General features: G+C 45.5%; 29 protein-coding genes. All 29 read left to right on the top strand.

What is annotated here, in order from left to right:
* Positions 1–59 precede the first annotated feature (59 nt).
* Positions 60–755: a glutamic-type intramembrane protease PrsW gene (gene prsW, locus MHI15_RS04020; RefSeq protein WP_076134692.1), complete on the top strand. Its 696-nt coding sequence runs from the start codon at positions 60–62 to the stop codon at positions 753–755.
* A gap of 322 nt (positions 756–1,077) precedes the next feature.
* The gene (gene ypeB, locus MHI15_RS04015) at positions 1,078–2,436 is read left to right on the top strand and encodes a germination protein YpeB (protein WP_076127490.1); all 1,359 of its coding nucleotides are present in this window, start codon (positions 1,078–1,080) and stop codon (positions 2,434–2,436) included.
* Positions 2,437–2,568: 132 nt separating this feature from the next.
* Complete coding sequence (locus tag MHI15_RS04010) at positions 2,569–3,222, top strand: flagellar brake protein (RefSeq protein WP_036676209.1); 654 nt, start codon at positions 2,569–2,571, stop codon at positions 3,220–3,222.
* 207 nt (positions 3,223–3,429) lie between these two features.
* The gene (gene cmk / locus MHI15_RS04005; protein WP_254848699.1) at positions 3,430–4,140 is read left to right on the top strand and encodes a (d)CMP kinase; all 711 of its coding nucleotides are present in this window, start codon (positions 3,430–3,432) and stop codon (positions 4,138–4,140) included.
* Positions 4,137–4,724 carry a lysophospholipid acyltransferase family protein gene (locus MHI15_RS04000; RefSeq protein ID WP_036676211.1) on the top strand — a complete coding sequence of 196 codons (588 nt, stop codon included), beginning with the start codon at positions 4,137–4,139 and terminating at the stop codon, positions 4,722–4,724. Before cmk ends, MHI15_RS04000 begins: the two co-directional genes overlap by 4 nt.
* A gap of 174 nt (positions 4,725–4,898) precedes the next feature.
* Positions 4,899–6,221 (top strand): 30S ribosomal protein S1, encoded by a 1,323-nt coding sequence (gene rpsA / locus MHI15_RS03995; protein ID WP_170914203.1) that lies wholly within the window; start codon positions 4,899–4,901, stop codon positions 6,219–6,221.
* 176 nt (positions 6,222–6,397) lie between these two features.
* A complete protein-coding gene (gene der, locus MHI15_RS03990; protein ID WP_036676212.1) occupies positions 6,398–7,723 on the top strand; it encodes a ribosome biogenesis GTPase Der in 1,326 nt (441 codons plus the stop codon).
* Positions 7,724–7,735: 12 nt separating this feature from the next.
* The gene (gene plsY, locus MHI15_RS03985; RefSeq protein WP_036676213.1) at positions 7,736–8,353 is read left to right on the top strand and encodes a glycerol-3-phosphate 1-O-acyltransferase PlsY; all 618 of its coding nucleotides are present in this window, start codon (positions 7,736–7,738) and stop codon (positions 8,351–8,353) included.
* Positions 8,346–9,386: an NAD(P)H-dependent glycerol-3-phosphate dehydrogenase gene (locus tag MHI15_RS03980; protein WP_076127494.1), complete on the top strand. Its 1,041-nt coding sequence runs from the start codon at positions 8,346–8,348 to the stop codon at positions 9,384–9,386. Before plsY ends, MHI15_RS03980 begins: the two co-directional genes overlap by 8 nt.
* Before the next feature lie 66 nt (positions 9,387–9,452).
* Positions 9,453–9,728, top strand: coding sequence for a stage VI sporulation protein F (locus MHI15_RS03975; RefSeq protein WP_038572437.1), 276 nt, complete (start codon positions 9,453–9,455; stop codon positions 9,726–9,728).
* A 197-nt stretch (positions 9,729–9,925) separates the two neighbouring features.
* Entirely contained in the window at positions 9,926–10,105 is a 180-nt protein-coding gene (locus tag MHI15_RS03970; protein ID WP_036676218.1) for a DUF2768 family protein, read from the top strand.
* Positions 10,106–10,139: 34 nt separating this feature from the next.
* The gene (locus MHI15_RS03965) at positions 10,140–10,508 is read left to right on the top strand and encodes a 2Fe-2S iron-sulfur cluster-binding protein (RefSeq protein WP_076192211.1); all 369 of its coding nucleotides are present in this window, start codon (positions 10,140–10,142) and stop codon (positions 10,506–10,508) included.
* A gap of 30 nt (positions 10,509–10,538) precedes the next feature.
* Positions 10,539–11,285, top strand: a complete 747-nt coding sequence (locus MHI15_RS03960) for a DUF3939 domain-containing protein (RefSeq protein WP_256717199.1) — start codon at positions 10,539–10,541, stop codon at positions 11,283–11,285.
* A gap of 437 nt (positions 11,286–11,722) precedes the next feature.
* Positions 11,723–13,201, top strand: a complete 1,479-nt coding sequence (gene spoIVA, locus MHI15_RS03955) for a stage IV sporulation protein A (protein WP_036676222.1) — start codon at positions 11,723–11,725, stop codon at positions 13,199–13,201.
* A gap of 377 nt (positions 13,202–13,578) precedes the next feature.
* Positions 13,579–13,851, top strand: a complete 273-nt coding sequence (locus tag MHI15_RS03950; protein WP_036676223.1) for an HU family DNA-binding protein — start codon at positions 13,579–13,581, stop codon at positions 13,849–13,851.
* 116 nt (positions 13,852–13,967) lie between these two features.
* Entirely contained in the window at positions 13,968–14,216 is a 249-nt protein-coding gene (gene mtrB / locus MHI15_RS03945) for a trp RNA-binding attenuation protein MtrB (protein ID WP_051490908.1), read from the top strand.
* Between the two features lie 94 nt (positions 14,217–14,310).
* The gene (locus MHI15_RS03940) at positions 14,311–14,853 is read left to right on the top strand and encodes a hypothetical protein (protein WP_280753030.1); all 543 of its coding nucleotides are present in this window, start codon (positions 14,311–14,313) and stop codon (positions 14,851–14,853) included.
* A gap of 115 nt (positions 14,854–14,968) precedes the next feature.
* Positions 14,969–15,838 (top strand): heptaprenyl diphosphate synthase component 1, encoded by an 870-nt coding sequence (locus MHI15_RS03935; protein ID WP_076127631.1) that lies wholly within the window; start codon positions 14,969–14,971, stop codon positions 15,836–15,838.
* A gap of 9 nt (positions 15,839–15,847) precedes the next feature.
* Positions 15,848–16,594 carry a demethylmenaquinone methyltransferase gene (locus MHI15_RS03930; RefSeq protein ID WP_076304053.1) on the top strand — a complete coding sequence of 249 codons (747 nt, stop codon included), beginning with the start codon at positions 15,848–15,850 and terminating at the stop codon, positions 16,592–16,594.
* Entirely contained in the window at positions 16,587–17,459 is an 873-nt protein-coding gene (locus tag MHI15_RS03925; protein ID WP_076127498.1) for a UbiA-like polyprenyltransferase, read from the top strand. Before MHI15_RS03930 ends, MHI15_RS03925 begins: the two co-directional genes overlap by 8 nt.
* Entirely contained in the window at positions 17,459–18,061 is a 603-nt protein-coding gene (locus tag MHI15_RS03920; RefSeq protein WP_036676229.1) for a UbiX family flavin prenyltransferase, read from the top strand. Before MHI15_RS03925 ends, MHI15_RS03920 begins: the two co-directional genes overlap by 1 nt.
* A gap of 4 nt (positions 18,062–18,065) precedes the next feature.
* Complete coding sequence (locus tag MHI15_RS03915) at positions 18,066–18,926, top strand: menaquinone biosynthetic enzyme MqnA/MqnD family protein (protein WP_076127500.1); 861 nt, start codon at positions 18,066–18,068, stop codon at positions 18,924–18,926.
* Positions 18,923–19,891, top strand: a complete 969-nt coding sequence (locus MHI15_RS03910; RefSeq protein WP_341164141.1) for a polyprenyl synthetase family protein — start codon at positions 18,923–18,925, stop codon at positions 19,889–19,891. The genes MHI15_RS03915 and MHI15_RS03910 overlap by 4 nt, the downstream gene beginning before the upstream one ends.
* Positions 19,892–19,990: 99 nt before the next feature.
* The gene (ndk, locus tag MHI15_RS03905) at positions 19,991–20,434 is read left to right on the top strand and encodes a nucleoside-diphosphate kinase (RefSeq protein ID WP_076127503.1); all 444 of its coding nucleotides are present in this window, start codon (positions 19,991–19,993) and stop codon (positions 20,432–20,434) included.
* Positions 20,435–20,461: 27 nt separating this feature from the next.
* Entirely contained in the window at positions 20,462–21,265 is an 804-nt protein-coding gene (locus MHI15_RS03900) for a CheR family methyltransferase (RefSeq protein WP_036676236.1), read from the top strand.
* 105 nt (positions 21,266–21,370) lie between these two features.
* Positions 21,371–21,532, top strand: a complete 162-nt coding sequence (locus MHI15_RS03895; RefSeq protein WP_179088774.1) for a hypothetical protein — start codon at positions 21,371–21,373, stop codon at positions 21,530–21,532.
* Positions 21,533–21,724: 192 nt separating this feature from the next.
* Positions 21,725–22,894 carry a chorismate synthase gene (aroC, locus tag MHI15_RS03890; protein ID WP_076302762.1) on the top strand — a complete coding sequence of 390 codons (1,170 nt, stop codon included), beginning with the start codon at positions 21,725–21,727 and terminating at the stop codon, positions 22,892–22,894.
* Between the two features lie 2 nt (positions 22,895–22,896).
* A complete protein-coding gene (gene aroB / locus MHI15_RS03885) occupies positions 22,897–24,000 on the top strand; it encodes a 3-dehydroquinate synthase (RefSeq protein WP_076302761.1) in 1,104 nt (367 codons plus the stop codon).
* Positions 23,994–24,368, top strand: a complete 375-nt coding sequence (gene aroH / locus MHI15_RS03880; protein WP_076127508.1) for a chorismate mutase — start codon at positions 23,994–23,996, stop codon at positions 24,366–24,368. The genes aroB and aroH overlap by 7 nt, the downstream gene beginning before the upstream one ends.
* Positions 24,369–24,386: the final 18 nt, after the last annotated feature.

The following is a 24,386-nucleotide window of genomic DNA, read 5'->3' as shown; positions in this document are numbered from 1 at the left end:
TCATCTACCTTGCTGTGTAACGGCAGTAATAGGGTTTAGGGGTGTAGGGAGGTTATTCGGTGCTCGTGTTATCGGTCATTACGTCGGCAGTGGCGCCGGGACTTGCTCTGTTGACCTTTTTTTATCTGAAAGACAAGTATGATCAAGAACCGCTTCATGTAGTCATTAAAGTATTCTTGCTCGGCCTTCTGATTGTGTTTCCAGTAATGATCATTCAGAGAGGGCTGATGCTGGGACTAAATGGTGGTCCCTACGTGGAGTCGTTTCTCATATCCGCTGGCGTGGAAGAATGTCTAAAGTGGTTTGTGCTGTACCATATGATTTACAATCATACCGAATTTGACGAGCCATATGATGGGATACTATACGCTGTGGCGATTTCGCTCGGCTTCGCAACAATAGAAAATGTAATGTACGCTTGGTATAGCAACGCTTCAATCGGATCAATGTTTCTAAGAGCACTTCTTCCGGTTTCTGGACACGCTATGTTTGGTGTGATCATGGGCTACCATATGGGAAGGGCGAAGTTCTCAAAAGGAGTTCATACCCGCAGAATTCTGGTGTTTTCTCTCCTGTTGCCATGGATGTGGCATGGGATATATGACTTTATTTTGAGTACGACAGCCAACTATTGGATATGGTTTATTGTGCCTCTGATGGCTATCCTATGGTATGGAGGTATGGGAAAGGTTGCTAGGGCCAACAGCCGTTCTCCTTTCCGCTTTCTGAAACGTGAAGAAGAGGTTAACCTATAATCGAGATGGACACACTTATATTCGAAGGGCAGTTCCTAGTAAGGAATTCCAGAGAGGAGAGAGGTGTCTTTTTTTGCGTATAAAAGTACGTATCGTTTGCAAACAGTGTGGTGAGACCTACATATTAAGAGGGATTAAAGAGCATGGTGTCATTCAAACCGGCTTTAAACAATGCCTTTGCAGTAATAGCAGTGGCTTTGAGATTGAAGAGAGAGCATGAGCGGACGTTATAGTCACATTGTGTAGCAACTTCAGTGCATAAGACTCCTAGTTTATTGTCAAACTAACGCCAATAAGCTATCGAAAGGAGTCTTGTAGCCCTATGTACAAAAGATTAAGTGCTGTAATGTTCCCGCTGACCGCGCTGCTGCTGATTGGTGCGCTTGTGTGGGGTTATCAGGAGAATCAGGAGAAGAATTCAATACTAATTAAGGCGGAGAACCAATATCAACGCGCCTTTCATGATTTGTCCTATCATGTGGACCGTCTTCATGGTGAGCTTGGAAATACGCTTGCGGTTAACTCTGCTTCTAATGGGATGCACCGTAAAGGACTTGTGAATGTGTGGCGGATGACTAGTGAGGCCCAAAATGAGATTAACCAGCTGCCGCTGACCTTGCTGCCATTTAGCAAAACAGAGGAGTTTCTGTCCAAAATCTCCAACTTTTCTTATAAAGCCGGGATTCGTGACTTCACTAAAAAACCTCTGACAGATGGAGAGCTGAGCAATCTAAAAGCATTGTACAAGAACTCAGGAGAAATCTCTAAGGATTTGCAAGAGGTACAAAATAAAGTCATTGGCAATCGGCTGCGCTGGATGGATGTTGAAACGGCGTTGGCGACAGAAAATAAAGCGGAGGACAACACGATTATTGACGGCTTCAAAACGGTGGATAAACGTGTAGGGGCATACCCTGAGCTAGACTGGGGACCTTCAGTAGCAAGCATCTACGATAAACGTTCCGTCAAAATGCTCGGAGGTACCCCCGTGACTGCCGAAGACATCAAACGTAAGGCGTTGAAGTTCGCGGATGCGGGCTCCAATGCTAAAGTGGATGTTAAAGAAAATGGGAAGAACACCGAATGGCCATCCTATACAGCAACTGTTAGCGCTTCGAATAAGAAGCACACCATTAGTATGGATTTCACCAAAAATGGCGGGTTGCTGATCTCTTATTATGACAACCGTGAGGTTGGCCCTGCCAAAGTTTCTATTAAAGAAGCCGTTACCAAAGCAGAGCAGTTTCTTGAGAAAAAAGGATATCCCCATATGACTGCAGTCAGCGCTGATCGTTACGATAATATCGGGAATTTGACCTTTGTAACCAAACAGAATGATGTATTGATTTATCCTGAAAAGATGACCATTCGTATGGGGCTGGATACAGGTGATACCATCGGTTTTGAGGCCAGCGAATACGTCAATGAGCACAAGGACAACCGGAAGCTTCCAAAACCAAAGCTTACCCTTGCAGAGGCGAGAAAATTTCTGAATTCTGATTTCAAGGAGCAATACAATCGCCTGTCCTGGATTAAAAATGATGATTCCGTCGAGGTCTTGACTTACGAGTTCGGTGGAGGGGTCAATGGCTCAAAGTATCGTATTTACATTAACGCCGAGGATGGAATTGAAGAGTCTGTGGAAGAAATCAGACCTTCTTCGGGGTCTGAGGCAAAATAAAGGGAGGGCGCATCCAGCAGTTGGGTGCGTCCCTTTTTTTGCAATATCTATAAAATATATCTGACTGGCTGATATTCCCATGCTATAATCAGGGGTAGTGATAATTACTAAACTGATGTGGCGGTGACATCTTTGTATCCTAAAATTAACGAATATCTATACATACAGGTTGCTTCCAGTGACGCTGCTGAAGCAGAAGTTGAATATAGATCAAGAATTGCAGAGACGGAAGAAGACGCATTCCTGATTGAAATTCCTATGCAGGAGAGCAATGGTCGTCTAAAAAGGCTCTTTATGGGGGACGAGCTTTCGGTTTATTTTTTAACTGAGGGTGGCATCAAAAATTACTTTAATACTTATGTACTGGGCTTTAAAGAAGATGTAATTCGTATGGTCCGGATTCAAAAGCCGGAGACAGATTCGATTTTTAAGATCCAGAGAAGAAGCTTTTTCCGAGTGAATGCAGATCTAGAGCTTGCTGTGAAGGATAGCCTTGGCAAACGGTTCCTGGTTCGTACAGATGATATTGGTGGTGGAGGAATCTCCTTTTTGGTGGATAACCAGGTTAAGCTGGAGGTTGGTAATAAATTGTCCTGCTGGGTATTGGTGCCTTATCGAAACGGAAGCACGGAGCATGTCAATTTTGAAGGTGAAGTAGTGCGCATTAAAAAGCTAGAGAATGGACGGCTTTTAGCGATGTTGAAATTTGTCGCTATTTCAGATTTGGAACGCCAGAAAATTATCCGTTATTGCTTCGAACGTCAGTTTGATTTCCGCAACAGATAAGCATTTTTTACAGCTCTATTAAGCTGTCTGATTTTGCACTGAAGTATAAACTGTGGTATAATTTTATAAGTCGCAGGCAATGCCTGCTTTTTTCTTGATAATATCATCAAGCATAACAATTTATGTGTGCTCCTTGATATTGCAGGAATAGTTTTCGTAACGCTAGATGCTTTTTTTATGAAAGAGTGTTTGAGGAGGAATGCCCCGTTGGATAGGCAGGGTACACATACTTATGACAGAATAAACGTCGCCATCGACGGACCTGCCGGGGCAGGCAAGAGCACTGTAGCCCGATTGGTAGCCCAGAAGTTGTCTTATATCTATGTCGATACTGGTGCAATGTACCGGGCAATCACCTGGTATATGATCCAAGAAGGCATTGAACCGGAAGATCAGCATCGAGTGAACGAGAAGGTTCGCGACATGGTGATTGAACTTATTCCGGAACGAGACATTCAGAAGGTGCTGATTAATGGGGAAGACGTGACCCCACATATTCGGAGCCTTCAGGTTAGCGGCCTTGTGTCGCAGTATGCGAAGATCGAGGATGTAAGATCCAGACTGAGTCAATTGCAGCGTCAGATGGCGCTTCGCAAAGGCGTGGTAATGGATGGCCGCGATATCGGTACAACCGTGCTGCCGGATGCCGAGGTAAAGATTTTTATGACGGCAAGTGTGGAAGAACGAGCTCTCCGTCGTTATAAGGAACTGAGAGACGCGGAATCGGTGACGCTTCAGCAGCTTGAACACGATATTGCAAAGCGGGACCGTCTGGATGAAGGACGGGAGATTTCACCGCTGCGCCGTGCAGAGGATGCTATTCTTCTGGATACGACCTTAATGAATATCGATCAAGTTGTGGAGGCCATTGTATCCCACTGTAGATCTCATGTTGACGGGGAGAGAAATCATTTATGATTTATGCAATTTGTGTTGGATTGCTTCGCTTGATTTACGCAATCCTTTTCCCACTTAAGATTGTGGGGAAAGAAAATGTGCCAAAGGAGGGCGGGGTACTGCTCTGCGCTAACCACATTAGTCTGCTTGATCCAATGACTATTGGAATTAAGCTGGACCGTCAGGTAAAGTATATGGCTAAGGCTGAACTGTTTGAGGTTCCGGTGCTTGGCTGGCTCATTAATAAATTGGGTGCTTTTCCGGTGAAACGTGGCGGCGTAAGCAAAGAATCCATAAAAACGGCCCTTAACACACTTCGTAATGGTAATGTCATGGGTATCTTCCCGGAGGGTACGCGTAACTCTGATGCCGGAGTGGCCAAGAAGGGTGCTGCTAGCTTTGCACTTCGAAGTGGCGCAGCAGTTATTCCAGCGGCTATTATCGGCCAGTATAAACCCTTTCGACGCATGGTCGTTGTCTATGGTGCTCCTGTAGACCTTAGTCAATTTGCCGGTGCGGGGAGCGAATCTCTCGAGGCTGTTACCGATGTCATTATGGATCGCATCCGTGAGATGAAAGAGACAGGTAAACCAAGTGCTAGTTAAGGGATGAGCAGAACAACAAATTTTGCTCAATGTTTTGATTAAATAACGGCATAGCCGCTATTTTTTGGAACATACTATCATCAAGTGTAAGTGAAATATTATGCATTGCTTGTTTTGAACTCTGCTATACGCAGGTTTAAATAAATGGGGTTTTGAATCGAGGAGGCTAATCACATGTCTGAAGAAATTAAAAATCAGGAAGCTGCGGAAAAGAATGAATCCGTAGAAGCGGTGGATTCCGCTGTGACAGAAAATAACGGAGCTGTAGAAGAAGTTGCTGCCGTTAACGAAGAAGAAGTGACTAACCAAGCTGACTTGGAAATCATTTCTCTGAAAAAAGGCGATACCGTGAAAGGAACAATCGTCAAAATCGAAGATAACCAAGCTTATGTAAGCATTGGATATAAATACGACGGTGTGATTCCAATTCGCGAATTGTCCGCAGTACAACTGGACAACGCTGCTGCAGCAGTAGAGGTTGGACAGGAAGTAGAATGTAAAGTTGTCAGCATCAACGACAACAAGGAAAGCCTTGTTCTTTCCAAACGTGCTGTTGATAGTGAAAAATCATGGGAAGATCTTGAGAAATACTTCGCTTCCCAAGAAGCTTTCGAAGTTACTGTGGCTGACGTTGTTAAAGGCGGCCTCGTAGCTGATGTTGGAGCTCGCGGATTTATCCCAGCTTCCATGGTAGAGCGTCACTTCGTTGAAGATTTCAGCGATTACAAAGGCCGTACCTTGCGCGTTAAAGTGAAAGAACTTGACCGTGAGAACAGCAAAGTAATCTTGTCTGCTAAAGAAGTTCTTGAAGAAGAATTCGAAGCTAACAAGCTGAAAATTATGGCTGAACTATCTGAAGGCCAAATCATCGAAGGTACAGTACAACGTCTGACTCAATTCGGCGCATTTGTTGATGTGGGCGGAGTTGACGGTCTTGTACACGTATCTGAAATCGCTTGGAGTCACGTAGAGAAACCTTCTGATGTAGTATCTGAAGGTGATAAAGTACGTGTTAAAGTATTGAAGGTTGATCCTGAAAAAGGAAAAATCAGCCTGAGCATCAAAGCTGCTGCTCCAGGTCCTTGGGACTCTGCTGCTGGCGAAATCAACATCGGTGATGTTGTAACAGGCGTTGTAAAACGTCTTGTGAACTTCGGAGCATTCGTAGAATTGCTTCCGGGTGTGGAAGGTCTTGTGCATATCTCACAAATCTCCCACAAACACATCGCTACTCCACACGAAGTATTGAAAGAAGGACAAGAAGTTCAAGTGAAAGTTCTGGACTTCAATCCATCCGAGAAACGTGTTAGCCTGAGCATCAAAGAAACTGAAGAAGCTCCAGCTCCATCTGCTAGACCTGAACGCAGCAATAGCAGAGACAGAGCTCCTAAAGAAGTTCTGAACAACCCTAACGTTTCCCTTAGCAACGAAGGCCTTAGCTTTACGCTTGCTGAACGTTTTGGTGACAAGCTGGACAAATTTAAGGGTAATAACTAATCCCTAAACGAGCTTTTGAATATACGGGTAAAGTAATCGGCGAGCCCTCGATACGGGGGTTCGCCGATTGTCTTTTTTTCGGAACTGGTCGGATTATTGAGAGTTAACATGATTGTTAGCCAATTTAAATGTTTTTTGCTATGATGAGTAACGTAAGGATGACAGGAGGAATGAATATGGCAAGACCCGTTGTGGCAATTGTTGGGAGGCCTAACGTCGGAAAATCGACGATATTTAATCGGCTGATTGGCGATAGATTAGCCATTGTAGAAGATAAGCCGGGGATTACACGTGACCGGATTTATGGTATTTCAGATTGGAACGGTAAGTCGTTCAGTGTGATTGATACCGGAGGTATTGAAATTGATGGAGAAGATACAATTCTGAAATCAATCCGTGTTCAAGCGGAGCTGGCGATTGAAGAAGCGGATGTTATTGTATTTATGTGTGAGGCGAAGAGTGGTGTGACGAATTCAGATGAAGAGGTAGCTCAGATTCTGTTCCGTTCAGGTAAACCAGTCGTTCTTGCCATCAACAAAGTGGATAATATGAAGCGTGCGGATGATATTTATGAGTTCTATAGCCTTGGTTTTGGCGATCCAATCGGAATTTCTGGTAGTCACGGAACCGGACTCGGCGACTTGCTAGATGCTGTAGTTGAGCGCCTACCTGAGAAAATAGATGATGAATACGATGAGGATGTCATTCGTGTAGCTTTGATTGGCCGTCCGAATGTAGGTAAATCCTCTCTGGTTAACGCGATTTTGGGCGAAGAACGTGTTATCGTCAGCGATATTGCAGGGACAACAAGAGATGCTATCGATACTCCTTTTGAACGTGATGGGCAACGTTATGTGCTTATCGATACGGCAGGTATGCGTAAAAAAGGCAAGGTATACGAGAACATTGAAAAATACAGTGTTATGCGTGCTATGCGTGCGATCGAACGGGCTGATGTGGTCCTCGTTGTAATTAACGGCGAAGAGGGCATCATCGATCAGGACAAGCATATTGCTGGTTATGCACATGAAGCTGGTAAAGCATCTATTTTTGTTGTCAACAAATGGGATGCCATTGTGAAAGACGATAAGACTATGCAGAACTTCGAGACGAAGATTCGTGACCATTTCTTGTTTATGAGTTACGCACCGGTTGTCTTTTTGTCGGCTTTAACCAAACAGCGTTTGCAAAAACTGCTGCCTGTTGTACAGCATGTATCTCAACAGCACGCACTGCGCATTACTACACATTTGGTGAACGACGTTGTATCTGATGCAATCGCGATTAACCCTCCACCAACTGACAAAGGCCGTCGCTTGCGTATTAACTATGTAACGCAGGTTGCGGTTAAGCCGCCTACGATTGTGGTGTTCGTGAATGATCCGTCGCTGATGCATTTCTCCTATGAACGTTATCTGGAGAATAAAATTCGCGCAGCATTTAATTTCGAAGGAACACCAATCCGTCTCTTTACACGGCGCAAATCCGAAAACGAAGGTTAGGGGAGAAGAAGTGTGGCGCTTGAACTTCTGGTTATCGTTGTAAGCTATTTGCTTGGTTCTGTCAGCTTTAGTGTACTGCTTGCAAAGTTGCTAAAGGGAATTGATATCCGTCAATACGGAAGCGGAAATGCGGGGGCTACCAATACACTGCGTGTATTGGGTAAAGGTCCTGCAATACTAGTGCTGTTGCTGGATGTGCTGAAAGGGGTGGCCGCTGTATGGTTAGGAACCTGGGTCGGCGGTTGGGGAACCTGGGTTCCGGCTCTTTGCGGAATCGCTGCCATCATCGGACATAATTGGCCGCTCTATTTTCGTTTTCGTGGGGGGAAAGGCATTGCTACTACGATCGGTGTTATGGCTACGCTTTGTTTATGGCCAGCGCTGCTCGCCGGTATCATCGCCATCCTGTCTATCTTTATCACACGTTACGTGTCCCTTGGCTCATTAATTTTTGTAGCACTGACACCAGTGGCTTTATTGTTGACAGGATTTACACAACCTGTGCTCTGGACCAGTATTATTATTGCGGTCTTCGCCTTCTGGCGGCACCGGACGAATATTGTAAAGATCGTAGAAGGCCGTGAGAACAAGATAGGCTCAAAAGTTAAAGGAGGGAATCGTGTTGTCTGATAAAGTTACCGTACTTGTAGCGGGGAGCTGGGGAACTGCGCTGGCTAGTGTGCTGGCTGCAAACCACTCGGAAGTTTATCTGTGGACACGCAACTCTGATCAAGCTGCCGAGATCAATGGCTCTCATACGAATAATAAGTATCTGCCTGGCATCGCATTGCCAGCTAACATTATTGCAACTACGGATATGGAAACGGCAGTGTCCGGTTCTAAGGCGGTTGTAATTGTAGCTCCGTCTTCAGGAATGCGGCAGGTTGCTCGCAGTCTGAAGCCATTCTGGAAGGATGACATGTTATGTGTTCATGCTACGAAGGGCTTTGAGTCGGAGAGCAATAAGCGGATGTCCATCGTAATTGCAGAGGAACTAGGCTGTGACGAAGGGCAGATCGTCGTCCTCTCCGGTCCAAGTCATGCAGAGGAAGTTGTACGCCGGTGTCCTACAACCGTTGTAGTTGCTTCACCTGATGACAAACGTAGCGCCGAAGCGCAGGAATTGTTCATCAACAACGATTTCCGTGTATATACGAATCGTGATCAGGTAGGGGTAGAGCTTGCCGGAGCTCTTAAGAATATTATTGCCCTTGGTGCAGGTCTATCCGATGGCCTTGGATATGGGGACAATGCTAAAGCAGCGCTTTTGACCCGTGGACTCGCCGAGATATCTCGGGTGGGAGTTGAGCTTGGAGCCAATCCTTTGACCTTTGCCGGCCTTGCCGGAATTGGCGACCTTGTTGTGACGGCTACTAGTCAGCACAGCCGTAACTGGCGCGCTGGGTCCATGCTTGGTCAAGGCAAGCCGCTGGCTGAGGTGCTGGAATCCATGGGGATGGTAGTCGAAGGTATACGTACTACCGAAGCAGCTTATGCAATTTCGCTCAAGCTGGGTGTGCAGATGCCGATTACGGATCAGATTTATCATGTGCTCTTTCAAGGAAGAAGCCCACGCAGTGCGGTTGAAGCCTTGATGGGTCGTGATCGTAAGCCTGAGCTTGAGTCGATCTCCCAGGAAACTTGGGAGCAGTGGCATTCCTGATCCTGTTCACCTTTTTCCGCAAATTCTCATATGTTGTAATGGGGATTGACGGAGGAGGGATGAAAAGTGAGCAGAGATTTTTCCAAGGATGCATTGAACGCCATTAACAAAAAGGCGGGCAAGAACATTACGGAAAGTGCCGTCAAAAAGCTAGCCAGTACGGTAAAGCCAGGAACTACGCAGAATGAAGCCCAGCTCCGCCAGTTAATTAAGCAGGTGTCATCAATGGCGAAAGTGCCGGTCAGTGAAGCTACTGTGCAGGAGATTATCAATGCCGTTAAAAAAGGCGGCGCAGGTTCCAGCACAATGGAGTCTTTAATGAAAATGATGCTTAAAAAATAGCTTTAAGTTGGGTGAGCAAAAGAAAACGGATCAATGAACGATTCCGTCGTCTTTTGCTTTTTTTTATATTCCTGATAATTTTCACGAAGCGTAATTTATTTAAAATAATACATAAAAAATGATGTTTTTTTACAGAAAAGGATAAGGTCATGATATAATAGTCCCTAATAAATTACAGGCGAATGGGGGCTTTGACCATGGATCCGATGACGAAAATGTGGTTATCCCTGATTGCGATGCTGATTATGGGATTATCAGTATTTCTTATAACTTTTGCTCGGAGCAAAACCAAGGGATTGCTTAAGGCTGTACTGTCTATACTTGCTTTTGTCATCATGTTAGTGGGCCTATTGGGCGGAGTTGTTTCAATTATGTAAGCAGTTACATAGTGTTGAGGAAGGAAGTAACATCATGAAATCACAAAAAGGAGTTACCGTTGTATTTCAACCAGAAGGTCGTAAAGCTGTTGTGAACCGTGGCATTTCGTTATTAGAGGCCGCTCGTAAAGCAGGAGTGCCAATTACAACTAGATGCGGAGGCAAAGCAGGCTGCCTGATGTGCAAGGTTACAGTCGCGAAGGAAGAGGCTTCTGCAGTAAGGCCTCCCGGAGAGATTGAGCGGCGTAAGCTTGGATCGGCCTTAGAAGAAGGAACACGTCTGGCCTGTCAGGCTGCCGTATGGAGCGACGTAACCGTTCAGGTGCCGGAAGATCCACTGAAGGCTGCGGTGCGCCGTAAGCTTGAAGCAGCGCGGCGTGGGGAAGAAGATGAACTGTGGTAGCGTAAGAATGTCACCGTGGGAGGGACTCGGTTGGAGTTTATAGGATATAAAATGAAACTGAAGGCAGGGGCCAAGCTTTTGCTAGGGATGGTATCGCTCGCGCTTACGCTTTCGGGCTGTCTATACCCAGGTGAAGAGAAGCGGGCTAGTGTTAATTATCGGGAAAGTGTTAAACGGATACAAGCAGCCGTTGATGATTATCAACAGGAGGAAGGGGTACTGCCCATTCTTAATGCGGATGAAACTACTCCAAGGTATGAGAAGTTTCGTATTGACCTGGGGAAGTTGAATAATAAGGGATATTTGGATGATATACCGGCTACCGCTTTTGAGCAGGGTGGAAGTGCTTATTTTCTTATTTTGAATGAGGAAATTGATCCTGTGGTGAAGGTGATGGACCTTGTTACGGTTCAAAAGGTGAATGACGTGCAACGACAGGTTAACCGTTATAAATCAGCTCATGGCGGCAACCTGCCTGTGCTTGATGAGCTATACCCCGGATTGTATACCATTGATCATAAGCAGGCGGGTACAAGCTCTATAACCTTAACTAGCGTCTATTCCGGTCAAGTTCTTGACTTTATCATGGATAAGGATGGAACTGTCTACGTAGATTATGTTTTTGATATCATGGCTGCCGTCGATAAGAAGGGTGGAGAGCACGACAAGAATCAGGACTTGCGACTGGATCTGGAGGAAGCTTCATATTACGTTCCCGTAAAGTCTTTGCCGTATCTATGGATTAATGATCAGCCGATCCCACAGCCTCCAAGTTAGAGTTATAGTTTAAAAGCGTCTAAGCTTCGGTTTTATCCGGGGCATTAGGCGTTTTTTGTTTATAACCTTTTAATCTCAGCATCCACTAAAAATAGTTCTATCAACGAATCCTACCTCATAAGATGGATGAGTAAGCTTCCGGGCGTCAGACGCCTTGCGGCGCGCAGACTTAACTTTTTTTGAAATTACATTGTGAAATGCGCGAATATGGGTCATAAATTCGTTCCGGATACATATGATGATACTAGTCCAAATGCATGTCCGAGCATTCGGAGTTTAGCGCGGGGCAAGTACGTCCCGGTCGAAAGCAGCTAGGCTTCGGGCGGGCATACGATAAGTCCGGTTGATGTCCTGCAAGGGTCAGATTACCGGCGGAACGCGAAGTCGATGCTCTTCAGGCATTTTTTCTTCGGAGTAATATGAGGAGGGGATCTCTTTTGGAAAAAGTGGATATTTTCAAGGACATTGCCGAGCGTACCGGCGGAGACATTTATCTTGGCGTCGTCGGCGCGGTTCGCACGGGGAAATCGACATTTATCAAGCGCTTCATGGAAACCATTGTCCTGCCAAACATCACGAATGAGGCTGATCGAGTAAGAGCTGTGGATGAGCTTCCGCAAAGCGCAGCAGGCAAAACGATTATGACGACAGAACCGAAGTTTGTGCCAAACAACGCAGTCCAAATCAAGGTTGCGGAAGGGCTTGAGGTTAATGTTCGTCTGGTAGACTGTGTGGGTTACGCTGTAGAGGGTGCAAAAGGTTACGAGGATGAAAATGGACCACGAATGATCTCTACACCTTGGTTTGAAGAGCCTATTCCTTTTCAGGAAGCGGCAGAAATCGGGACACGTAAGGTTATTCAGGAGCATTCAACGCTAGGTGTAGTGGTAACAACAGATGGTACGATTGCAGAAATTCCGCGGAACTCGTACGTGGACTCTGAAGAGCGCGTCATTGCAGAGCTGAAGGAAGTGGGTAAGCCGTTTGTGCTTGTCATTAACTCCACCCGGCCACGCAGTGAGGAAGCGCAGCAGCTCCGTAACGAGCTAGCCATCAAATACGATATCCCAGTTATGACGCTAAGCGCCGCAAACATGAGCGAAGATGACGTAACTGGTGTGCTGCGGGAAGTGCTTTATGAATTCCCAGTGCATGAAGTAAATGTAAATCTGCCAAGCTGGGTTATGGTGCTTGGAGAAAACCACTGGCTACGTAGTAGTTATGAGAACTCCGTTCGCGATACGGTAAAAGACATTCGCCGCCTGAGGGATGTTGACCGCCTTGTATCTCAGTTCACCGAATATGACTTTATTGATAAAGCTGGCCTAAGTGGTATGAACATGGGTCAGGGTGTAGCAGAGATCGACCTGTATGCTCCAGAAGAGCTGTACGATCAAGTTCTGATGGAAGTGGTTGGGGTTGAGATCCGCGGTAAGGATCATTTGCTCCAGCTTATGCAGGAGTTCTCACATGCGAAACGAGAATACGACCGATTCTCAGAAGCTTTGGAAATGGTCAAGACTACTGGCTATGGTATCGCGGCTCCATCTTTAGCCGAAATGGCACTCGACGAGCCAGAACTGATTCGTCAGGGCTCTCGCTTCGGGGTTCGCTTAAAGGCTACGGCACCATCCATTCATATGATTCGGGTGGATGTGGAGTCTGAATTCTCGCCAATCATCGGAACGGAAAAGCAAAGCGAAGAGCTGGTTCGTTATCTGATGCAGGACTTTGAGAATGATCCTATTAAGATTTGGGAATCCGATATTTTTGGCCGCTCCCTGCACTCCATTGTAAGAGAAGGAATTCAAGGCAAGATAGCTATGATGCCGGATAATGCGCGCTACAAACTGCAAGAAACGCTTGGTCGCATTATAAATGAGGGTTCCGGCGGACTTATTGCAATTATTCTCTAAGCTGAATATAAATAAATTCAAAGAGTGGGAGAAATCCTGCTCTTTTTATTTGTATCTATCCTAAAACTTGATTCCTAGTTCCTATAATAACGGTGAATCTGACTCAATTATTCTGATGAAATAAAGACCTTAAATGCTCCTATAGGTCTAACAAATTAGATTGAATTTAGATAAATATGCAAGGATAGATGATAATTTCTGCTCCTTTTTTGAGTAACAGCTTGAATTTATGGATGGGCTGTATTACTATAAGTTTGTTGCGCTTCAAGGTCTAAGGGCGCCAAAGTTAAGTTTTAAACGGGATTATCACGTATATTTTACGTTGAAACGGAAACAGTGTATGATACCGGAGAATTTACTCAGGGAGGTGAGAAAACATGAATAAATCAGATTTGATCAATGTAGTTACAGAAGCAACTGAACTTCCCAAGAAGGATGCTACTAAAGCTGTAGATGCGGTTTTCGAAGCAATTACAGAAGCACTGCAAAGCGGTGATAAAGTACAACTGGTTGGATTCGGAAACTTTGAAGTGCGTGAGCGTTCAGCACGTAAAGGCCGTAACCCGCAAACTGGTGAAGAAATCGAAATTCCTGCAAGCAAGGTACCGGCATTCAAACCCGGTAAGGCGCTGAAAGACGGAATCAAATAAAGATTTCTACATACCTATCCCATAGTCTTTTTAAGAACAACTATGCCGCCCTCCAAGGCGGCATTTGTTTTTTGAAATACTATGAACTGTATAATAGGTTTAGAGGAGGATGAGTGATGATGGATAAAAATACGGGTACTACTCCGCTTCCAACGGGCAGCGACTATATTGTGGTTAAGGCTAAAGATAATGGCGTTCAGGTCATTGGGTTAACCAGAGGTACAGATACACGTTTTCATCATACAGAGAAGCTGGATAAGGGTGAGGTATTGATTGCCCAGTTTACTGATCATACCTCAGCGATGAAGATCCGCGGTAAGGCTGAAATATGGACAAAGCACGGACAATTGGAAAGTGAAAGCTGAAAAGCAGGCATAGCCTGCTTTTTTTCAAAATATAGTAAAGAGAAATGATCGTATTCCGCTAAGAGTGGGAATTATGGATAAGGGGGGCGTGTTCATGAACAAGGCCTGGTGGGTTGGAGCCGTATTACTCTTGACTGCAACCTCTGCTGTAATATTGCCCAAAGTGGCAGATATGGATTCAACCTTACAGCAGAGAAATGGTGCAGTGGAGACTTTTACTGGCGGCCATAACACGGTGCTAGACAACGATAATCTTGTTGATGTTCTTGGCGCACTTCCATTGACCTTATCCATTGATAGCGTAGGCTGGGAGGATCACGTTCTGTCTCTGGATTTAAAAGTGAGCGGAAATGATCATGAACCCCAGGAGCTTTATCGAAATATGGCACAGACTATTTCTTTTGCTTTTCAAGAAACCTTGAATGTGGATCAGCTTCTGCTGCGCATCGTGGTCATGGATAAATGGCTGGATAGCCGCCGGCTGCTGCTAGCAGGGGATATCAGACGCGCGGAGTGGTCCGTTGAACTCCAGAATGAACTTCAGTCTGCGGGTAATCTCCCCATATCCGAGCGTCTCAAGACAGGCTTCCGTATTAGTGAGACTGAGCTCTGGAAGAAGCAGTTCATTTATCCTTGAGAAGAATAAAAGAAACTCAGTTGTATCACAGTGCGTGACAAAAAAACATGTGATATAATAGACAAGATTGTGAACAAAGGAATTAATATAAATGTCAATGGCTTCGGAGGCTGAAATGAAACCGTACTGCATACCGCAACTGGCAAAACCCTACACCGACTACGACATGATTCAGAAGCATACGGATTTGCCGCCGTTTTCTGATGGCCGGGGTCATTTGTTATATATTTTTCTAAACCATGGATCTTCTGTAAAAGGAAGTACTGGTGAGTTGTATACGCTCGTAACCGCACTTATTCAACTTGGACTAGATACACATGAGGTAATTGACCGCTCGAATGATAGACGCGGTGGAGATCCTATGCGTTCCCGTCAATTAAAGGTATTGGCTGGTGATTATTTTAGTAGCTGGTTTTACCATCTGCTTGCAAAGAGTGATCAGATTGAGATGGTTGGAATCTTGAGTAAGGCGATTGCTGATTTCAATGTCTTGAAAGCGAACCTCTATGTGAAGATGAGAGGAATCCGTCTTTCGGCTGAACAATACTTGCGGCACATGGTACAGCTCAATATGCGGCTGTTCCTTTCTTTTACGCCCATGATCGAGAATTCCTTAGTGGAATTGTGGGAGAAGTTATTGACAGAGTTCAGTCAGTGCGAAACGGTTGCCATAGAGCTTCAGCGTTGTGATAACCTTGAGAATGCAAGCAATGGTTATTGCTACTGGAAGATGCTGGAGTCAGCGACAGAGGAAGAACGCAAACAGCTTCAAGACCAGAACCTTGATCAGAAGGACTGGAAGATGCTGAAGATGAAATATAAATGTGATTCTCTGCTGACGGACAAGCTCCATCAGTCGATTCAGTCGATTCAGGGACTATTACAAAGCGTTAAAGACGAAAGCCTGCTTAGAGAGCTTGAGATAGCGCTGGATCGTATTCTCCTGCAGATGAAAGTCTCAGGACAAGCAGCCGTGGAGGGTTAGTGGATGACTATGGACAAAACTACAACTGCTGTGGGTGATAACAGCAAGCCGAAGGAACAGTTTGTGCACTCGGTGTTTGAGAGTATTGCAGGTAAATATGATTTGATGAATGACATCTTAAGCTTTCGCCGCCATAAGGCTTGGCGTAAGTTCACGATGAAGAAGATGGGTATGAAGCGCGGGGATTCAGCTGTAGACTTATGCTGCGGCACTTGCGATTGGAGCATTGCCTTGGCCGAAGCCTCACAGACAGGGAATGTGATAGGGCTCGACTTCAGTGCAGGCATGCTTGAAGTGGGGCGCCGTAAGGTGGAGGAGCGCAAGCTTCAGAACCGGATCTCTCTCGTACAGGGCAACGCTATGGAGTTGCCTTTTGAAGACAACGCATTTGATTATGCAACGATTGGTTTTGGACTCCGCAACGTACCGGATCTTGTTCAAGTGCTGAACGAGATGAAACGAGTGGTGAAGCCCGGAGGAATGGTGGTCTGCCTGGAGCTTTCCAAGCCGATGAAACAACCGTTTAAAGGTATCTATTTCTTTTATTTTCAGCGTGTTCTTCCATTGCTGGGCAAGTTATTCGCTAAAAGGTATGAGCAATACAAATGGCTGCCAGAATCGCTGGCGCTGTTCCCTGACCGGGAGCAATTAGCTGCTATTTTCCGTGAAACCGGACTGCAAAAAGTGGAATCCTTCCCCTTGACCGGAGGCATCGCGGCATTACATATTGGGCTCAAGGAGAACGGGAATGTTTAAGAAAATCGGTATCTTTTTACAAATGATCAAGTTTGAACATACGGTATTTGCTTTACCTTTTGCTTTTATGGGCGCTTTACTTGGTTCCGTTGTCATGTTTGGCACGCTACCTACCTGGAGCCAGATTGGTTGGATCGTAGTGGCTATGTTTGGGGCACGGAGCGCTGCTATGGGTCTGAATCGACTGATTGACCGGATAAGTGATGCTAAGAATCCACGCACAGCGGGAAGAGCTATTCCTGCAGGATTATTGAAGATCGGTGAAGTCGTCATTTTTATCGGCATTTCGTTTTTCTTACTCTTTTGGGCAGCCTTTAAGCTGAATCCTTTGTCGGCCAAGCTCTTGCCAATCGCAGTTTTCCTTCTTGTCATTTATTCATTTACTAAGCGCTTTACATGGGCCTGCCATCTTATCCTCGGTCTGACCATTGCGCTTGCACCTTTAGGCGGTTGGGTAGCTGTAACTGGTAGTGTGAATTGGACTTCAATGGTATTTTATTTCACTATTGTGTTTTGGACTGCAGGTTTTGATGTAATTTATTCTTGTCAGGATGTTGAGTTTGATCTAAAAGAGGGCTTGAAGTCCATTCCGGTTCGGTTCGGGGTTCAAGGTGCACTCTTTATTGCCCGCGTATTTCACATTCTCACGGCGATTGGATTCGTATCGTTGCTGTTTATGACGGATTTAAGCTGGTGGTATGTAGCAGGCATGATCATCGCATATATCATTCTCTTTTATGAGCACTACATTGTATCTCCGAGTGACCTGAGCCGTCTGCAGACTGCTTTTTTCACTATGAACGGCGTATTGAGCATCGTGGTGTTCTCTTTCACTTTGATTGACTTGGTGGTGCAGTTCTACTAATGACGCTTACTAAACCGAAAAACATCGTGGTTGGAATTACAGGAGCAAGCGGTGCGATATATGGTGTTCGTCTAACTGAAACCTTGCTGTCACTAGGCTACTCCGTGCATTTGGTAGTTAGTAATGCGGGCTGGCGCGTATTTAAAGAAGAACTTGGCTATATCGCATCAGACCGGGAGGGCTTTTTGAACGAAAGGTTCAAAGGCTATCCCGGTTCTCTGCTTTATCATCCTGTTGCAGATATCGGCGCATCCATTGCAAGTGGTTCGTTTCGTGTGGAAGGGATGATTATTATGCCTTGCTCTATGGGAACATTATCCGCGGTAGCGAATGGGACCTCTGATAATCTGATGACACGTGCTGCTGACGTTATGCTCAAGGAAGGCCGCCCACTGGTGCTTGTACCTCGTGAGACTCCACTGCATGCTATTCATCTAGAGAATATGTTGAAGCTGTCCCGTCTGGGAGTTCGGATGATTCCCGCAATGCCGGCTTTTTATTTTGGGCCGCAAAGTATGGATGATCTGATTAATTTCATGGTGGGCAAAGTGCTTGACAGCTTTAATATTGAACACAATTTATTTCGAAGATGGGGGGATTGAAAGGATGGACAATAACAGCCACACCATCATCGGCAAAATCAGCTATACCAACTCATGGCCGGTATTTCACAATTTTCATCCCTCTGCACTGAAATATCCTGCAGAGATGGTGAGTGAGGTACCTGCCATTCTTAATCAGGGGATGAGCCGTGGAACTATTCATGTAGGTGCTTTATCCTCTTTTGCTTATGCTGAGGCCAGTGACAAATTATTACTTCTACCTGATTTATCGGTTAGCGCGGACGGTCCTGTGAGATCAATATTCCTTTTTTCCAGGGTGCCATTTGCTCAGATTGGCAGCGGTAAGATCGCTGTTACGAATACTTCTGCAACCTCAGTAAATTTGCTGAAAATTTTAATGGAAAAAGCTTTTGGCAATAAACCGGAGTATATTAGCGCTAATCCTGATTTGGATGACATGATGCATGAAGCGGATGCCTGTTTATTAATTGGTGATAATGCTATTAAGGCCTCATGGCAGGATCAAGGTTATATCGTTACTGATCTAGCTGAGGTTTGGAAGGAATGGACGGGCTTAGGGATGACCTTTGCGGTCTGGGCAGTGAATCGAAAGGCTGCGGAGGACAAACCGGAAGCTATTTCTGAGATTGCAGAGGCTTTTGCCGAGAGTAAAATGCGGGGATTGAGAGATTTAGATCCTATTGTACAAGCAGCTTGTTCTAACATTGGAGGAACAAAGTCTTATTGGGAAGGGTACTTCCGCAATTTATGTTATGATTTTGGAGAAAGGCAGCAGCAAGGTTTGAACCTCTATTTCCGCTATGCCTATGAGATGGGCCTGCTGCCGCAGGAAGTGAAGATGGAGATTTGGAGCCATAAACTGTTGACACGGGTGAAAGAATGAAACGACTGCAAATATTCGGATTACTGAACAGAGATATGGATCAGATTGAAAAAGAGCTGTACCGCAGTGTACAGGGGGATGACGATCTGCTTACAGAAACCTCCCTGCATTTATTAAAGGCAGGCGGCAAAAGATTACGTCCCGTATTTGTCCTAATGGGCGGGAAATTCGGTAAGTATGATCTGGAAAAACTGAAACGGGTGGCGATACCGTTAGAGTTGATCCATAGCGCTTCACTGGTCCATGATGATGTGATCGACGATGCAGAATTGCGCCGTGGTGAACTCACCGTGAAAGCAAAATGGGGCGATAAAATTGCCATGTACACTGGTGACTACATATATGCAAAAGCGCTGGTTATGACTACGGAGCTGAAGAATCCACGAATTCATCAAATTCTGTCTAAGGCGATGATCGAAATGTCGATCGGAGAGATGGAGCAGATTCGTGACTTTTTCAACAGTCAGCAAAGTGTACGTCATTATCTACGGCGTATCCGCCGCAAAACAGCCCTGCTGATTGCAGTTAGCTGCCAACTCGGCGCTCTTGCTGCTGAGGCAGATCCAGAAGTAGCTCGTCTGCTTTATAATTATGGATATAACGTGGGTATGGCGTTCCAGATTCGTGATGATTTACTGGATCTCTCAGGCACAGAGAAACAGATCGGTAAACCTCCGGGCAGTGATATGCGGCAAGGAAACATTACACTTCCAGTGATTTATAGTCTTGAGGATGAGCGACTGCGCGAGTCATTGCTTGAGGAACTGAAGTCTATACGTGAGGGACATAGCACGGTAGGACATGCGATTGATCTCATTCTTTCCGGAGACGGAATCGCCCGTTCTGAGGAGCTCGCTTCACGTTATATCGACAAGGCGCTGGCGGCGCTGGAACAATTGCCTAACAATAAGACTAAGCGCAATCTGCGCGATATTGCGTATTTTATAACAGGTAGAAGTTATTGATCTTCTGGTGAGATTGAAATTAAACGTTTCCAGAAAGCAATGTTTCTGTTAAGATAGCGTCAAAACAACCCTTCAAATGGGAAAATGGAGAGTGCTTCTATGGAAAAGACGTATCTGATGGTCAAGCCTGATGGAGTTCAACGTGGATTAATAGGGCGTATTGTTGCCCGCTTTGAGGATAAGGGGTTTAAATTGGTCGCTGCTAAACTGATTACAGTGAGTGAGGATCAAGCGAAAAGACATTATGCTGAGCATGCAGGCAAAGACTTTTTTTCAGAGCTGGTCTCTTTCATCACTTCAGGTCCAGTGTTTGCAATGGTATGGGAAGGCGATGATGTCGTAACTTTATCCCGGACACTCATAGGCAAAACAAAAGTTGGAGAAGCTCTGCCAGGCACGATTCGTGGCGACTTTGCCAGCCATACACCACTTAATTTAATTCATGGATCAGACTCGCCTGAAAGTGCAGAACGGGAAATTGCTAATTTCTTTGCTCCAGATGAACTGAATCAGTATAACAAAGACATCGCAGTCTGGATGTAAGGTCCAGGTGGGAGGCAGGGGATTAACATGTCTGATCGTAATGTTGCAGCATTAACAACAGATCCAGATTATAGCGGATTTATTCACAACGTTAAACAAAGCACCGGAATTGATCTGGCTCAATATAAAGAAGCACAGATGAAGCGGCGTTTGACGACTCTTCGGATGAAGAATGGGTATCATACCTTCAGTGATTTTTTTGCGGCGATGATGAAAAATAAGGACTTATTTTATGAATTTTTAGATCGAATGACGATCAATGTCTCTGAGTTCTGGCGGAATCCGAATCGCTGGGAAGTTTTGCGGGATATTATCCTCCCTGACCTCCAGCAGTCGGGCCGCAAATTAAAGCTGTGGAGCGCGGCATGTTCCACAGGCGAAGAGCCTTACACGCTGGCTATGATTTTGTCGGACAAGAATATATTGGCGCAGACAGGTATTCTTGCCACTGACATTGATGATGGCGCTTTATCCAAAGCAAAGCAGGGTCTTTATTTGGAACGTTCTTTAAAGGATGTGCCGAAAGACGTGGCAGCACGTTATTTTACGCCGGAAGGCCCTGTCTTCAAGGTCAGCGATTCACTTAAGAAAAACATAGATTTCCGCAAACAAAATTTGCTCTTGGACAAGTTCGACGAAGGTTTCGATCTTATTATTTGTCGCAATGTTATGATCTATTTTACTGAAGAAGCGAAGAACAAGCTCTATCATAAGTTTTCGGCTAGCTTACGTCCGGGTGGTTATTTGTTTGTGGGCAGCACAGAGCAAATCTTTACACCGGCTCAATATGGCTTTGAATCGACGGAAACTTTTTTCTATCGTAAAAAATAAATACTTTTTGCTCCTTCGCCATTAACTTCAAAGGTATACTTTCGCAAAAGTTCAGTGATACTGGATAGTAGAATCTGTACGCTAAGTGAAAGGAAAGTTAAACCGATGGACAAAAGCAAGGTCATTGCCGCGTACAAACGAGGCTTTATCACCGTTCGTGAGTGCGGGCAAATTCTCGGTGTGGAAGAAATGCAATTGGAGCGCCTTCTGCAGCTGGAAGAGCGTAAGTCTACATTCCCTTCACCAAGCCAGCGGCTCGGCAGCTAACAAGCTGAGGACCGAGCCGAGGAGCGCCATTCATACTCTTAAGGGTATGGATGGCGCTTTTTATTTCGGTATACATACAGTGTTTCTAGGGAGATCCCTTTCTTGTCAAAGCGGATTCCCTATACTATAATGAGCAAAGATCATAGGATTTTAGCGGTTTACAGTTTAAAAGTATAAAAGGGGGAAGACATCATGAGTTTACGCTATTTAACAGCGGGGGAAACGCACGGCCCCCAGCTAACGGCTATTATTGAGGGATTGCCAAGTAATTTAACTTTGGATTTTGAAGAGCTTAACTTTCAATTGCATCGTCGACAAAAGGGATACGGACGTGGACGCCGCATGCAGATTGAAAAAGATACGGCACAAATTGTAGGTGGAGTACGTCACGGCTATACTACGGGTGCTCCGGTAGCCTTGGTAGTAGAGAACAAGGATTGGACTCACTGGAAGAACATTATGAATATTGAACCTATTCCAGGCAGTGATGAAGAAAAACGCCGGGTAAATCGGCCGCGTCCTGGACATGCAGATTTGAATGGTGGATTGAAGTACAATCATACGGATCTTCGCAACGTTCTGGAGCGCTCCAGTGCCCGCGAAACCGCAGCCAGAGTCGCATGTGGCGCTGTAGCCAGACAGCTGCTGGCAGCTTTTGGTGTGAAAGTAGCAGGTCAAGTCATTCGCATTGGTGAAATTGAGGCACCTGTAAATGATCTGCCTATCGATGAACTGATTGAACGGACAGAACAGTCTTCTGTCAGAGTTGTCGACAAAGAAACAGAACAGAAAATGGAGGCTTACATAGATCAGATCAAGGAAGAGGGAGACTCCATCGGTGGAATCGTTGAATGTATCGTCGAAGGACTGCCCATTGGACTTGGCAGCTATGTACAGTCAGACCGGAAGCTGGACGGGGCGATCGCTGGGGCAGTGATGTCGATTAATGCCTTCAAAGGCGTTGAAATCGGCATTGGATTTGAAGCAGGAAAATTGCGTGGATCGCAAGTCCATGATGAAATTATGTATGAAGCTTCTAAAGGATACTATCGCGCAAGCAATCGTTTAGGCGGTTTTGAAGGCGGGATGACGAATGGCATGCCGGTAGTGGTTCGTGGTGTTATGAAGCCTATTCCTACCTTGTATAAGCCACTTCAAAGTGTAGATATCGATACGAAAGAACCTTTTACAGCTCAAGTAGAACGTTCGGATGCATGTGCGGTTCCAGCGGCATGTGTGGTTTTGGAAAGCGTAGTGGCATGGGAAGTTGCCAAAGCATTTCTTGATAAATTCGGCGGGGATTCTCTCGAAGAAATTAAAGCGAACTATGAAAACTATCTTGCACAATTGGAGAGTTATTAATCATGCGTACAATCAATGTAGATTTGGGAGATCGTTCTTATCCAATCCACATCGGTAGTGGTCTGCTGCAGAACATTGGCCAGTACTGTGCTGAGGCTGGACTGTCCACTCGTAGCCCGCTACTGGTTGTGAGTGATAGTGAAGTAGCTCCACGGTATTTACCGGCGCTTGAAGAAGCTCTACGTCAGCAAGGTTATACCGTAGTAAGCCATATTATGCCGGCAGGGGAAGCATCCAAATCATTAACCGTGTATGAAGAGGTTATGACGACCGCGATTCAAGCGGGACTGGATCGCAACTCAGCGGTGTTGGCTTTAGGTGGCGGAGTTGTTGGTGATTTAGCTGGTTTTGTAGCAGCTACCTACATGCGCGGAATAGGATTTCTACAAATTCCAACGACGATTCTGGCCCATGACAGCAGCGTAGGCGGCAAAGTGGCTGTCAATCATCCACTAGCCAAAAATATGGTTGGTGCGTTCTATCAACCTTCGCTGGTGCTTTACGATTTGGATACCCTTCGCACGCTTCCGCCACGCCAAGTCTCTTCTGGCTTAGCTGAAGTAGTGAAGCATGGTCTGATTATGGACAAAGAATTTGCATATTGGTGCCGTGAACATGCTGATGAGCTGCTTGCTCTGAATGCTGAAGCCCTCGGTTATGCCCTTGAGCGCGGTTGTGCGATCAAAGCTCATGTCGTGGCGAACGATGAACGTGAGCATGGACTTCGGGCGATCCTGAATTTAGGCCATACGATCGGCCATGCTATTGAAGCGGTTGGCGGATATGGTGTGTTTTTGCACGGTGAAGCGATTGCGATTGGTATGGCGGGTTCGGCGCTGCTGGCTGTAAAGCTTGGACGTGACCGATCCATTTATGAGGATACAGTATCTATGTTATCTGCCCTTTCACTGCCTATACAGCTTCCTTCTGAATATGATGAAGAGGAGCTAATGGAAGCGATGATGCATGATAAGAAATTCAAAGAAGGCAGAATGACTTTTATTGTGCCTGATGCCATAGGAGCCGTTAGTATTGTAAACGATGTACAGGAATCGCTTGTGCGAGAGGTTCTCGCAGAGCTTAAAAAGGAGGGGAAACCGTGGTAAATCGAGGGATTCGCGGAGCAACTACCGTGATTAATAACGAAGAAACAGAGATTTTGCGTGAAACCGTTGTGCTGCTGCGGGAGATCGTTGAACGCAATAATGTTATAGCTGAGGATATTAGCAATGTATGGATTACGATGACCAATGATCTGGATGCTACTTTTCCGGCAAGAGCCATACGTGAGATTGAGGGCTGGGAAATGGTGCCGCTTATGTGTTCTACGGAGATCCCGGTCAAAGGCAGCCTGCCGATGTGTATCCGGTTAATGGTGCAGTTTAATACGGATAAATCACAGCGTGAGATCCGCCATGTGTATCTGAATGAAGCTCAGAAGCTTCGTCCGGATTTGTCGCAGAGTAAGTCTTAAATTTGAGTTGTGGGTTGT

This window comes from Paenibacillus sp. FSL H7-0918 (assembly GCF_038007025.1).
In the GTDB taxonomy this organism is placed as follows: Bacteria; Bacillota; Bacilli; order Paenibacillales; family Paenibacillaceae; genus Paenibacillus_AQ; species Paenibacillus_AQ odorifer.
Note: the sequence above shows the minus strand (reverse complement) of the source record. Positions and strands in the feature narration are given on the sequence as shown.

Excerpts from the sequence above, each read along its gene's own strand:
- mtrB (WP_051490908.1), top strand. The coding sequence starts at position 13,968 with ATGATGGATAAAAATACGGGTACTACTCCGCTTCCAACGGGCAGCGAC.
- MHI15_RS03900 (WP_036676236.1), top strand. The coding sequence starts at position 20,462 with ATGTCTGATCGTAATGTTGCAGCATTAACAACAGATCCAGATTATAGC.
- MHI15_RS03920 (WP_036676229.1), top strand. The coding sequence starts at position 17,459 with ATGACGCTTACTAAACCGAAAAACATCGTGGTTGGAATTACAGGAGCA.
- MHI15_RS03930 (WP_076304053.1), top strand. The coding sequence starts at position 15,848 with ATGGACAAAACTACAACTGCTGTGGGTGATAACAGCAAGCCGAAGGAA.
- MHI15_RS04000 (WP_036676211.1), top strand. The coding sequence starts at position 4,137 with ATGATTTATGCAATTTGTGTTGGATTGCTTCGCTTGATTTACGCAATC.
- der (WP_036676212.1), top strand. The coding sequence starts at position 6,398 with ATGGCAAGACCCGTTGTGGCAATTGTTGGGAGGCCTAACGTCGGAAAA.
- MHI15_RS03925 (WP_076127498.1), top strand. The coding sequence starts at position 16,587 with ATGTTTAAGAAAATCGGTATCTTTTTACAAATGATCAAGTTTGAACAT.
- ypeB (WP_076127490.1), top strand. The coding sequence starts at position 1,078 with ATGTACAAAAGATTAAGTGCTGTAATGTTCCCGCTGACCGCGCTGCTG.
- aroB (WP_076302761.1), top strand. The coding sequence starts at position 22,897 with ATGCGTACAATCAATGTAGATTTGGGAGATCGTTCTTATCCAATCCAC.
- MHI15_RS03950 (WP_036676223.1), top strand. The coding sequence starts at position 13,579 with ATGAATAAATCAGATTTGATCAATGTAGTTACAGAAGCAACTGAACTT.
- MHI15_RS03895 (WP_179088774.1), top strand. The coding sequence starts at position 21,371 with ATGGACAAAAGCAAGGTCATTGCCGCGTACAAACGAGGCTTTATCACC.
- MHI15_RS03940 (WP_280753030.1), top strand. The coding sequence starts at position 14,311 with ATGAACAAGGCCTGGTGGGTTGGAGCCGTATTACTCTTGACTGCAACC.
- MHI15_RS03970 (WP_036676218.1), top strand. The coding sequence starts at position 9,926 with ATGGATCCGATGACGAAAATGTGGTTATCCCTGATTGCGATGCTGATT.
- MHI15_RS03910 (WP_341164141.1), top strand. The coding sequence starts at position 18,923 with ATGAAACGACTGCAAATATTCGGATTACTGAACAGAGATATGGATCAG.
- aroC (WP_076302762.1), top strand. The coding sequence starts at position 21,725 with ATGAGTTTACGCTATTTAACAGCGGGGGAAACGCACGGCCCCCAGCTA.
- MHI15_RS03915 (WP_076127500.1), top strand. The coding sequence starts at position 18,066 with ATGGACAATAACAGCCACACCATCATCGGCAAAATCAGCTATACCAAC.
- ndk (WP_076127503.1), top strand. The coding sequence starts at position 19,991 with ATGGAAAAGACGTATCTGATGGTCAAGCCTGATGGAGTTCAACGTGGA.
- MHI15_RS03965 (WP_076192211.1), top strand. The coding sequence starts at position 10,140 with ATGAAATCACAAAAAGGAGTTACCGTTGTATTTCAACCAGAAGGTCGT.
- rpsA (WP_170914203.1), top strand. The coding sequence starts at position 4,899 with ATGTCTGAAGAAATTAAAAATCAGGAAGCTGCGGAAAAGAATGAATCC.
- MHI15_RS03935 (WP_076127631.1), top strand. The coding sequence starts at position 14,969 with ATGAAACCGTACTGCATACCGCAACTGGCAAAACCCTACACCGACTAC.